Origin of the sequence: Staphylococcus delphini, from assembly GCF_900636325.1 — a bacterium.
Lineage (GTDB): Bacteria > Bacillota > Bacilli > Staphylococcales > Staphylococcaceae > Staphylococcus > Staphylococcus delphini.
The window spans coordinates 2,468,737-2,480,731 of sequence record NZ_LR134263.1 but is presented as its reverse complement, the minus strand read 5'-3'; the positions used below and the strand labels follow the sequence as shown (position 1 = coordinate 2,480,731).

General features: G+C 38.5%; 10 protein-coding genes and 2 pseudogenes. 7 read left to right on the top strand and 5 right to left on the bottom strand.

Annotated elements, in window-relative coordinates:
* Positions 1–34: 34 nt before the first annotated feature.
* A pseudogene (locus EL101_RS13855) lies at positions 35–1,649 on the bottom strand (IS1182 family transposase).
* 142 nt (positions 1,650–1,791) lie between these two features.
* Here EL101_RS13855 and EL101_RS13850 point away from each other — a divergent pair.
* Positions 1,792–1,929, top strand: a pseudogene (locus EL101_RS13850) (group II intron reverse transcriptase/maturase); the annotation flags it as partial.
* 148 nt (positions 1,930–2,077) lie between these two features.
* On the opposite strand, the gene thiD reads toward EL101_RS13850, so the two are convergent.
* A complete protein-coding gene (gene thiD / locus EL101_RS11685) occupies positions 2,078–2,908 on the bottom strand; it encodes a bifunctional hydroxymethylpyrimidine kinase/phosphomethylpyrimidine kinase (RefSeq protein WP_096597830.1) in 831 nt (276 codons plus the stop codon).
* 189 nt (positions 2,909–3,097) lie between these two features.
* Here thiD and EL101_RS11680 point away from each other — a divergent pair, with 189 nt between their 5' ends.
* From EL101_RS11680 to EL101_RS11670, 3 genes are read left to right on the top strand one after another with little or no spacing between them, the layout of a single operon-like run.
* A complete protein-coding gene (locus tag EL101_RS11680; protein WP_096540382.1) occupies positions 3,098–3,766 on the top strand; it encodes a uracil-DNA glycosylase in 669 nt (222 codons plus the stop codon).
* On the top strand, positions 3,759–4,082 hold the full coding sequence (locus EL101_RS11675) for a DUF5327 family protein (RefSeq protein WP_096597746.1): 324 nt from the start codon (positions 3,759–3,761) through the stop codon (positions 4,080–4,082). The genes EL101_RS11680 and EL101_RS11675 overlap by 8 nt, the downstream gene beginning before the upstream one ends.
* A 27-nt stretch (positions 4,083–4,109) precedes the next feature.
* Positions 4,110–4,472 (top strand): DUF423 domain-containing protein, encoded by a 363-nt coding sequence (locus EL101_RS11670; protein ID WP_096540378.1) that lies wholly within the window; start codon positions 4,110–4,112, stop codon positions 4,470–4,472.
* Between the two features lie 303 nt (positions 4,473–4,775).
* Here EL101_RS11670 and EL101_RS11665 read toward each other — a convergent pair whose 3' ends face one another.
* Positions 4,776–6,227 (bottom strand): APC family permease, encoded by a 1,452-nt coding sequence (locus EL101_RS11665; protein ID WP_096597744.1) that lies wholly within the window; start codon positions 6,225–6,227, stop codon positions 4,776–4,778.
* A 228-nt stretch (positions 6,228–6,455) separates the two neighbouring features.
* Here EL101_RS11665 and EL101_RS11660 point away from each other — a divergent pair, with 228 nt between their 5' ends.
* Positions 6,456–7,028: a GNAT family N-acetyltransferase gene (locus EL101_RS11660; protein WP_096597742.1), complete on the top strand. Its 573-nt coding sequence runs from the start codon at positions 6,456–6,458 to the stop codon at positions 7,026–7,028.
* Positions 7,029–7,252: 224 nt separating this feature from the next.
* Here EL101_RS11660 and EL101_RS11655 read toward each other — a convergent pair whose 3' ends face one another.
* Both EL101_RS11655 and EL101_RS11650 read right to left on the bottom strand, forming a co-directional pair.
* A complete protein-coding gene (locus EL101_RS11655) occupies positions 7,253–8,422 on the bottom strand; it encodes a DUF418 domain-containing protein (protein WP_096597740.1) in 1,170 nt (389 codons plus the stop codon).
* A gap of 101 nt (positions 8,423–8,523) precedes the next feature.
* On the bottom strand, positions 8,524–9,087 hold the full coding sequence (locus EL101_RS11650; protein WP_096597738.1) for a TetR/AcrR family transcriptional regulator: 564 nt from the start codon (positions 9,085–9,087) through the stop codon (positions 8,524–8,526).
* Positions 9,088–9,213: 126 nt separating this feature from the next.
* Here EL101_RS11650 and EL101_RS11645 point away from each other — a divergent pair, with 126 nt between their 5' ends.
* The gene (locus EL101_RS11645; protein WP_096540368.1) at positions 9,214–9,861 is read left to right on the top strand and encodes an HlyD family efflux transporter periplasmic adaptor subunit; all 648 of its coding nucleotides are present in this window, start codon (positions 9,214–9,216) and stop codon (positions 9,859–9,861) included.
* 16 nt (positions 9,862–9,877) lie between these two features.
* Positions 9,878–11,731 (top strand): DHA2 family efflux MFS transporter permease subunit, encoded by a 1,854-nt coding sequence (locus tag EL101_RS11640; RefSeq protein WP_096597736.1) that lies wholly within the window; start codon positions 9,878–9,880, stop codon positions 11,729–11,731.
* The last annotated feature ends 264 nt before the right edge of the window (positions 11,732–11,995 follow it).

Below are 11,995 nucleotides of genomic sequence, written 5' to 3'. Positions count from 1 at the left end.
ACCTTCAGCTCCATTAAGAAAAAGCCGTCAAAATTCATTTTTTAGAATTTGATGGCTTTTTTCTTATTAGCGAACGAAAATGAGCACTGGTTTTAGCCAGTTTTCGTATATTTACTGCTATGAGTGCGATGCCAAGTTCACACTCAACTTTTGATTGATTGCGAACCGATAATCTTTGAAAACCCAAATTAGCCTTCAGATTTCCAAAAGTTGATTCAACATCTATCTTTCTCTTTTGATAAATGTGCTTCGTTTTTGGATCTGAAAGCTGCTTATTTGTGAAGGCTTTAAAATAATCCCAAGACAAATAAACTTTTACTTGTCTTGGGATTAGTGCTTTGCTTCATACATTGACTTCGTAATGGACAGCCCACACACTCTTAACATGCATCTCATTTAAAATCTCTTTGAATACCGTATCCATCTCTTCTCTTTCTGTAACTCTGGAAATGTAATGTCTTCTTATTCGGACATATATAATCATCTCCTACCTCGTTGTATTCCCAGTTAGCAGTAATCAATGGATTGTTTTTATATTTACGCTGCTTCTCTTTGAGGTACATACTATAAGTGATTAAAGGTGTTTTCTCAAATTCATCGAGTATTATGGTATAGTTGTATTCACTTCCGTAACCTGCATCTGCCACGATATACTTTGGAATGTCACCATATCATTTGTGAATTGATTTTAAAAATGGTTCGAGCGTTCTTGTATCATCTGGATAACTATAAACACCAAAAGCTAAAACGAATTGATTATTGGTAGCTATCTGTAGATTGTAACCCGGTTTCAACTGACCGTTTCTCATATGGTCATCTTTCATTCTCATGAAAGTCGCATCATGATCAGTCTTAGAATAACTTTTTCTGTCGCCATAAATTTCCATTTGCTTGTCATATTTTAATTTACGGTCCTTAAAATCTTGGATAGCCTTCTTACTTTGTCTCACTTTACTTCTTTCTTTTCTAAGGTTTTTTCTTGTCTCTACATCTTGAGTTGTTTCAATTTCAGACGTGAGCGCATCATTTTTATGACCTAAATGCGTCTCTATTTGATTCAGTTCTTCACTTGTTAATTCATGTCCAGATTCACGCTTGATTTCAGGAATAATCTCTTCAGAAACGAGTTGTTCATATAATGCCGTTGATTTTTCAATGACAGACTGACTAAAACGCTTCGTATTAGCCAGCCACTGGAATGTATACTTATTCGCATTGGCTTCTATTTTTGTGCCATCAATATAAATGACATCCTCTGTAATGAGTTGATCTTCTAATAACTGTGCTCTTAAACCGACGAATAAAATATGTAGAAATTCCATCATATGGGGATTCACTCTAAAGCGATTGATTGTTCTATAAGTTGGGGTTTGACCTTGCGCAAGCCACATCATTCGGCAACTATCTTTTAAGAGGTGCTCGATTCTTCGCCCTGAAAAAACAGAATTGGCATAACTATACAATATAATTTTCAACATCATTTTTGGGTGGTATGATGAAGGACCTCTTTGGTTATAATATGGATTAAAAGCTTCTTGGGGAATAGATTCTACCAGCTTGTTGATTACGAATACGACATCATTTTCTGGAAAAGACATCTCAGTTTCTAGTGGAAGTGTAAGTTGAGACATGTTATAATTTTTGTACATATAAAGCACCCCTGTCTATTATTTTTGTGGTTATTAATAATTATACGGGAAGTGCTTTATTTTTTTAAGTAATATCTAAAAAGCTCTGATTAAATGTTTTTCAACATCTAATCAGAGCTTTTTTAGCAAACAAGGGGGGGTTATGTCCCATCCTCGTAAGAAATACTGGCGGTTATCGAACACGCACGAGGTTCATCGTGTACTTACAACAAAACAACTCTACAAGTGGGGATTAATACCATTAGCCCAGCTTGCAGAGTTGGCTTACGCAAGATATTGAACCGCTGAGTACGGAACCGTACGCTCGGTGGTGTGAGAGGACGAGTAGTCAATTAATGGCTATTCTCCTACTCGATTAGTTGTAGAGTAGAGTAGAGAGAAGTAGATCGACCAACCCCGTGGATCTTTGAATCCGCATGCTCAGAAAATTAAATTTCTGTCACTTCTACTTCAATTTGTTCAACACGATTTGACGCACCATGATCGACAGGACCGACAAAATCGTTCATTTTCCAACCATTTTTAATGGCAGAAGCTACGAACGCTTTCGCATTAATCACGGCTTCTTTTGGTGTTTGCCCATTCGCTAAGTTGGCTGTTGTCGCCGCCGCAAATGTACAGCCTGCTCCGTGGTTGTAACTTTGTTGGAACATGTCTGTTGTTAATTGATAGAATTTGTTGCCATCATAGTATAAGTCGTATGATTTATCTTGATCTAACGCTTTACCACCTTTAATCACCACGTGTTGTGCACCTTGCTCGTGAATGATTTTCGCTGCTTTTTTCATATCTTCAATTGATTTTAACGTACCTAAACCTGATAGTTGACCTGCTTCAAAAAGGTTCGGTGTCGCAACAGTTGCTTTCGGTAATAAATACTTAATCATTGCTTCAGTATTTCCCGGGTTAAGCACTTCATTTTCACCTTTACATACCATAACAGGGTCTACTACGAAATTTTTTGCGCCTGATTCTGTGTATGCTTCTCCGGCACGTTGGATGATTTCTTCGCTACCGAGCATACCTGTTTTGACTGCATCCGGTCCTACGCTAATGACTGTTTCAAGTTGCTTGTTGAACACATCAAATGGGATAGGGCTCACATCATGTGACCAAGTTTCTTTATCCATTGTGACAATTGCCGCAAGTGCAACCATACCGTACGTGTCTAACTCTTGAAATGTTTTTAAATCGGCTTGCATTCCCGCGCCCGCACTTGTGTCTGATCCTGCAATCGTTAATACTTTTTTCAAAGCCATCATTCATTCACTCCTTCAATTGTACATCTGTTACATCATACCATAATGAGGATGGTAACTGCTGTACACTACAATATGCTTATGTTCACCATTTTAGCATGCGCGTTGAAAGGCTGCTATAAAAATGTTTATTGAATCATAGCGGTGAGTGAGGCGAAATTATGTTAAAATGTGGCTGAGGTGAAGAAGATGGATTGGTCAACAATATTTCATGAAATTAAAGAAAAGCATGATTTTAAAGCGATGCATGACTTTTTAGAAAAAGAATATACGACGCAAATTGTTTACCCCGAGCGAAAAAATATTTATCAAGCTTTTGACCTCACGCCATTCGAAAATGTCAAAGTGGTAATATTAGGACAAGATCCTTATCATGGTCCGAATCAAGCACATGGTTTAGCATTTTCAGTGCAACCGGGTGCGAAATTTCCACCTTCATTGCGAAACATGTATCAAGAGTTGGCTGACGATATCGGTTGTCAACGGACGTCGCCACATTTACAAGATTGGGCGAGAGAAGGTGTGCTGTTATTGAATACGGTGCTGACAGTACGTCAAGGTCAAGCACATTCACATAAAGATATTGGCTGGGAAACATTTACGAATGAAATCATCCAAGCGATATCTGATCATAAAAAAGGTGTCGTCTTTGTATTGTGGGGCAGACCGGCACAACAAAAAGAACGATTGATTGATACATCGCGCCACTACGTCATTAAATCACCACATCCAAGTCCATTGTCGGCACATAGAGGCTTTTTTGGTTCTAAACCGTATTCCAAAACCAATGCCTATCTTGAAGCACAAGGTTTAGCGCCAATCCATTGGTGTGAACAAAAGGAGGAAACGTATGAATAAAGACAAACTGATTCAACTGTTGGAACACGAATTGGTTCAAGCAGACGCCGCGACGACTGATGCAGCTTTTGAAAAACATATGTATGCCATTCATGCTTTAACGGCGCTGTATACGGGGCAAGAGACAAGTACACCATCACGTTCATCTTCAGCCGTCACACCGAAAAAACAAGCGTCGGCACAAGTGACAGATGAAGAGATTCGAATGATGGGCGGTAAAGTATCATCTTCTAGCGCAACCGCACAAACGACATCTGATCAACGTATGGTGACGGATGATGAAATAGGCAATGGTGCTTCAATTTTTGATTTTTAATGGTCACTTTGATGAGGAGGAAATATTGTGAAAGTATTTATTATTTTAGGTGCACTGAACGCTTTAATGGCAGTGGGTACAGGGGCTTTCGGTGCGCATGCATTAGACGGGAAATTATCAGAACATTATATGTCAGTATGGGAAAAAGCGACAACATATCAGATGTATCATGGATTAGGTCTGATACTGATTGGCATTATCGGTGGTGCACTGAACCTTAACGTCGGCTGGGCAGGTTGGCTCATGTTTTTCGGTATCGTGTTCTTTAGTGGTTCACTGTATATCTTATCCTTAACGCAAGTGAGCGTGCTTGGTGCAATTACGCCAATTGGTGGCATTTTGTTTGTCATTAGCTGGCTCATGCTTGCCATCGCAGCTTTTAAATTATAAGTTCAATCGAATCAAGTTGGAAAAGACAGGCAAACGTCTGTCTTTTTTTGTTGGAAAAAATGGAGTGTGCGTAATTCAACTTAATTTACACATTGTTGATACCGACAAAAACAAAGAATGGATTAGGACATAAAAATTTTAAGCCTCAATCCATTCATATATTTTTGACTGATTAATTGATTTTAAAGTAGTTGGAAAATGAGGGAGAATGAGATACGAAAAATTGATGCTATTGATTTCATAAACTTGCCCTCAGTTTCGCTTAATCTGATGTGCATCTTGCTTTCAACATTTCAAAATCAATTATTCTTCTATCATTTTTTCAACATCACGTTTTCTCGTATCCAAAATCAATTGTGTCAGCTCATCTTTATCCATACGACGCAATTTTGGAAAACGAATAAAGAAGAACACCAATCCGAGAATCGTCCAACCCCCTAACGCAATGTAGGATGGCATAGATAACGACGCCGGTGAAAATGGTAACAATAATAACAGTAAAAAGATCAAGGCAAAAATTGAGCCAATAATCGCAAAGACTTTATACACTGGTCCGTATGTTTGACTATTTTTATTAAAGCTAAACAATTTCGCGGCTGCAAGACATGTCACAAGGTAGGCGATAGACACCCCTGTAGATGACATATCGACAATCCATGTTAATGCAGTACGGCCTAACCATGGTGCAATCAATGTAATCGCAACCAAGAACATAATCGCAACGTATGGCGTTTTATATCTTTTGTGTAATTTACTAAATAACGACGGCATAATACCTGAGCGACCCATTGAGAATAACAGACGACTTGAGCTTAACAAGAAGCCGTTTAAACCGGTAAAAATCCCCATAATGATCGCAATACTGAGTACGCCAAGTCCGATTGTACCGAATGCTTCTCGTGTGACAGAACCGGTCAACCATAAGTCACTACTACCACCTGACAACCAGCCTGTATATAAAATCATTAAGATATAGGTCAAGCTCGCTGCAAGTAAACTATAAACGATTAATTTAAATGTTTTATTCGGTGAGAAGTCAAATTCTTCTGCAGTTTGTGGGATATTATCGAAACCGACGTAGGCCCACGGTGCGACTGCGACAATCATAATAATCGCTTGGAACCATCCATAATGTGTCCCATTATAAGGTTTTAAATTATCTAATGAATAGTTAGAACCAAAGAATGATCCGATAAAAAGTAATACGACGACCACGACCATCGCAACACAGAAATAATATTGCAATGAACCTGAAACGCTTGCCCCTTTAATCGCAATCAACATAAAAACGAGTAAAAGGATAGATGCAATTAAAATTTCAGTAATGTAGACATCCCAACCTGCAATCGTATAAAGTTTGCCAAATTCAATCACATCTGGCAGTAAAAACTTAATTAATAAACTGAACGCTGTCGCATTTAACGCGACGACACATATGTATCCAAACGTTAAAAACCATGCTGAGAAAAAGCTGACATAACGCCCGAATCCTAAAAAGCTAAATGCAAAGCCGCCACCTGACACAGGAAAGCGTTCCACTAATGCACCGTAACTTACCGCGATAACAATCATTAATAAGGCACCGATAAAGATACCGATTGATGCGGCAATAGGTCCGGATGATTGAATCCAGTCACCTGGTAAGATGAACGAACCCCAACCGATACATGAACCATAAGCAATGGCCCAAACAAATTTTTCTGAAAGGTTTTGTTGGAGATCACCACGATCAGGTTTTTGATTCTTTTTTTTCATTATTTTTCACCCCTGAATATTCTTATACCCCTGTTTTATTTTTTTATAACAACGAATTTCGACAGTTGGAAAATAAATGATAACCTAAATATTGAAAAATTGCATTAAAAAAATGCGTTTTATAGATTGCGATTGATGTAAATGCTTGTGAACTACTGTTTGAAGACATATTGTTTTAATTGTTGTATTTGTGTATAATAATCAAAAAACTAAAAAGGGGTGAGTGGGATGCAACATTTCAGACTCGCTGTGAATGACGACATTGATTTTGTTTACCCAACACTTAAGGATGCACCAGCGCTTTATAAAGTTGTCGATCAAAATCGAGACCATCTCAAAATATTTTTACCATGGGCTGAAACGATGACCTCTGTGGAAGAAGAAGCGGCATTTATGCAACAAACGTTAAACTTAGTTGCAGAGGGGAAAGCGCTATTTTTCTTGATTTATAAACAAGATCAACTCATTGGGACTATTGATTTACATGCTTGGAATGAAAAAACACGTAAGGCAGAAGTCGGTTACTGGCTTGCGAAAAGTGCAAATGGTCAAGGGATAACAACCGCTGCAGTACGCAAATTATGCGATATTGCATTTACGGATTATCACCTCAATAAATTAGAATTGCGTGCGAATGTACTTAATATTGGGAGTAATCGTGTGGCAGAAAAAGTGGGATTTCGTTTCGTTGGTGTCAAACATGAAGACGAAAGAGATGGCGACCAATTCGTGAGTATGAATTATTATGAATATTTGAAACGTGATTTTGATCATGTGGTAGATGATACCCGATATGTGTAAATGTTACATCTTTTGTGAGACAATTCATAAAAAATCAATAAATTTCTAATATTTGTATCCCAAAATGATTCAAAACATGATACAGTAAGGGTAAGCAAAAGATATGACAGTAAACATATCATTTTGTGTTTTTCATTTTCAAAAAGTTCTCCAATAAAAGGGCCTGTTCACATTGATAGCGTAGCGACTATGAATGATCGAACAGGCCTGTTTAACGTTTGCGCTTATTTTGATGACATCGTTTTGACGCCGAAATATGTGACTTTACGCCACAGCCATTCGAACGGCCCCTGTGTAAAATGACGTTGATACACATAACATATGACGACTTGTATAAAAAACAAAGCGAGCGCAAAAAGGTAAGTTTGGTAAAGTGGCAATTGATTGTAAAAGCCAAAACCGAATCCAGCAAAGAATAATACGCAAACAATAGATTGAGTTAAATAGACGGACAAGCTCATTTTTCCAGGATAACGAAACGGCTTGAGTAACTTTTGAGCCGCTGTATACTGCATGACGCGGAAAAAGAGAAGTACGATGCCGACAGAGAACAAGGGCCCGCCTATAGTAAAACTAAACATCATATAACCAGGGTTCGTGATGATATAAGCCCCGATAAACTTAAGCCCCGTCCCGATAATAATAAAGAGACTGCCTATTTGTGTCGCGTGTGCTGGATGTTGTTTCACCCATTCGACTAAGTTGCCTTTCATCGCAGCCATGCCTATCAATAAATAAGGAAAGATATCGATCCAGTCTGCCGTCAATGTAGTGATGAGGTTAGCGAAGTTATCTTGTGCATTATAAATGAAGAAATCCATGTAATGTGGACTCGTTTTGGCTTGGACTAATGCTTGTAATTCTGCTTGGTCGCCCCCACTTAAAGGTAATTTTGCTTTCGTGAGCCATCCCATAATGAGAAAAGGCAATCCCCAAACGACTACTTTAATGCCAAATAAAATGATGGCAAGTTTTTTAAGCTTTTTTATCGAGAACTGGGTCAACCACATCGCGCCAAACCCCATAACGGCGTACGTCAATAAAATGTCTCCTGAAAATAACAAATAGCCATGTAATAAGCCTATCATCATCAAAAATAGCAGTCGCCGTAGCATAACAGGCTTGAAAGCAATGCCACGTTGATGCGTACTTTTATAAATCAACATTAAACTAAAGCCGAATAAGAAAGAAAAAATAGGATAAAAAGAATCGATGACAAATAGCGATACGAGTCGAAATAAAAAGCCATTGACGCCTTGGAGTGCAAGATCTAGACGTGTATGGTTATAAGGGAAACTAAAAACTAGAATATTCATCAGTAAAATACCGAACAAACTGATTCCTCGTAGCGCATCTAATTCAATGATACGTTGCTTCGTAGCTTTGGATGCCATAATGGATAACCTCGCTTCTCTCTTTTTATAGGTTCATCTCAGCTAGAACTTAGGTGTATGAATCGCAGGATAGCATACTTGTGACATCAACAACAGTGAAACTACCTTCCCATTTTAATAATATTTGAGTATAAAATTTGTGCCATATCGTCAGGAGATTCTTGGCAACCTTGCATGAGCCAACTGTAAATGAGTGCAAGTTCACCGCCAATCGTATAGTTGATAAAATATTTGGATTGTTGCAATTGCGGCAGTTGATTTAATAGCTTTTCATAAGCATCACGTGTAAATTGTAAATATTGATGAATGGCTTTTAATTGCGGTTGTGTCACGATAATGGTCATGAAAAAAGTTTGGTGGCGTTTCATATATTTAAACAGTAAACGAAATGTTTTGATGATACGCGCTTTTGCCTCTTCTAACGGGTAAGACTCAATCACATTTGACGTATACAAAATAAGCTTTTCATACTTTGCCATATGATATGTCGTCAAAACATCAAACAATTGATATTTATCTTCAAACTGGGCGTAAAATGTTGAACGATGAACGCCACTCTCTGCACAAATTTCTTTAATTGTAATCGCATCAAGAGGTTCCGTTTTTAACAATTCAATCATTGCCCTCACGATGCGCCGTCTTGCTTTTAACTTTGTTTTTCCCATATTATCACCATCATTATTATATTATAAATTTCAATCCGACACATTTGTAATGATTGTCTGTATTTTTCAAAAGTGAATTATCTTATAATACAGAAGTTGAATTGATTGAGAAAGGGAGTAGTAAAAATGAAGAAATTAGTCATGATTAACATTGTTACGATTATCGTGTTAATTATCATCGGTGTTGTAGGATTTTATTTCTACAATCAATCTGTGAACTATATTAAAACAGACAACGCACAAGTGGATGGGGACCAAATTAAAATTGCCAGCCCAGCGTCAGGAAAAATTAGTAGCTTAGATGTTCGTGAAGGCGACACATTGAAAAAAGGGGATACTGTCGCGAAAGTACAAGGTGCAAGTCAAGGTGAAGCGCCACAAACGATGACGATTACGATGCCTAAAGCTGGGACTATCGCAAAATTAGATGGTCAAGAAGACGGTATCGCGCAAGCAGGTCAACCGATTGCTTATGCTTATGATCTCGACGACTTATATATCACAGCAAATATTGACGAAACAGAAGTAAAAGACGTTCAAAATGGTCAAGATGTTGATGTGACGATTGATGGTCAAGACGCAAAAGTAAAAGGTAAAGTTGATCAAATCGGTCATGCAACTGCCTCAAGCTTTTCATTAATGCCATCATCGAATAGTGACGGCAACTACACAAAGGTGACACAAGTGGTGCCTGTTAAAATCAAATTAAACAGCCAACCTTCTAACGGTGTTGTTCCAGGCATGAACGCTGAAGTAAGTATTCACAAAAATTAAGAGAGGGGGTCATCACATGTTTATGATGATTTACACCATAATTGCTCTTATTGTGATTATCATACTGAACTGGACGATCATTCGAGGTAGAAGGAAGAAATCACTTTCTCAACAACATCGTGACGTCACATCAGACACCATGCAATCCGAACGTGATGTACATCCAACGACACATACTTTTCGTTTAGATGAAGATGATCAGCATTCAGCAGCAGCTTCGACACGTCAAAGTGAAACTGAAGAGGACGCGTCTCATACAACATCTGATGAAAATGATGACGCACGTCGACATGCGACAGCGGATCAAGCCAAAGCTGACCGTCAACCAGTAAATGAAAAAGTAGCGGATGCCACTCAAAGTTATGTCTTTAAAAAAGGTGTCACACGTGGCAAAATTTTAGTCGCGATGATTTTCGGGATGTTCATCTCTATTTTGAACCAAACATTGTTAAACACAGCACTACCTCGAATCAATACAGACTTTAATATTTCTGCTTCAACAGGACAATGGTTGATGACAGGCTTTATGTTAGTGAACGGGATTTTGATTCCAATTAGTGCATTCTTATTTAACAAATATTCATATCGCCGCTTATTCTTAACTGCGATGTTGATATTTACGGTAGGCTCGCTCGTCTGTGGTTTCGCTTGGAGCTTTCCGATTATGATGGTCGGTCGTGTCCTTCAAGCGATGGGTGCAGGGGTGCTCATGCCATTAGGTACGAATGTGTTTATGACAATCTTCCCACCTGAAAAACGTGGTATGGCCATGGGAACAATGGGGATTGCGATGATTTTAGCACCAGCCATTGGACCTACACTGTCAGGTTATATTATCGAAAACTATGACTGGCATACGATGTTCTTCGGTATGTTTATCGTCGGGATTATTTCACTCGCACTTGCGTTTGCATGGTTCGGCATTTATCAAAAAACGACGAATCCAAAAGCAGATATTCCGGGTATCATTTTCAGTACAATTGGTTTCGGTGCATTGTTATACGGCTTTAGTGAAGCGGGGAACGATGGCTGGACGTCTACAAAAATTGTCATCATGTTTATTATCGGAATCAGCTTTACGGTGGCGTTTGTCGTGCGCGAAATGACAATGAAAGCGCCAATGTTGAATTTTGAAGTACTTAAATATTCAGGATTTACATTAACTGCAGTGATCAATATGATTCTCACAATGAGTCTTTTCGGTGGTATGATTTTACTACCACTTTATTTACAAAGTTTAAGAGGTTTCTCAGCGCTAGACTCGGGGTTATTACTGTTACCAGGTGCATTAATTATGGGTGTGATGGGCCCTATAGCTGGTAAATTGCTTGATACGATTGGGATTAAGCCGATTACGATTATCGGTTTGGCCATTACAACATATGGTACTTGGGAACTGACACAATTAACGATGGATACACCTTATCGTAGTATTTTAATGATTTATATTATCCGTTCGTTCGGTATGAGTTTTGTGATGATGCCGATTATGACAGCAGGAATGAACGCATTGCCGTCACGTTTAATCTCTCATGGTAACGCCTTAGTGAATACGATGAGACAATTAGCCGGCTCAATTGGTACGGCAATCTTAGTGACAGTGATGACACAACAAACCGAATCCCATTTGGCAACATTCCAACAAGATTTAGACCGTACAAATCCAACGATTCAAGATAGCTTGCAAGCCTTGGCGCAACAACTTGGTGGTCAAGAACAAGCAATGGGGGCTATTATTAAATTCGTAAATCAGCTTGCGTCTGTTGATGGGGTCAACAGTGCGTTCTGGGTCGCGACGGCTTTAAGTGGTTTAGCGCTCATTTTAAGTTTCTTCTTAAAGGGCAAATCACATTACATTTCAAACGAATAGTCAGTGTGCTGCTTTGTTAGGTAGAAACTTGCGATTTCCTCTTAACTATATTAATTAATGATTGCCTTTATGGACTCGCGTTCTTAGGATTTGCCTCAACTAAATTTGGCTTGATTAAAGTGTACACTGGATAGAAGCCAAATTGGATTTTCGGCTGCGTCTGATCCCTCAAGAGTCTCGTCCATTGGGGCAATTTTTTCAGTATAGAGGAAAAGACAAGTTTCTGTAAAGCAGTGCATTGCCAATATTAAAATCATGTGATGT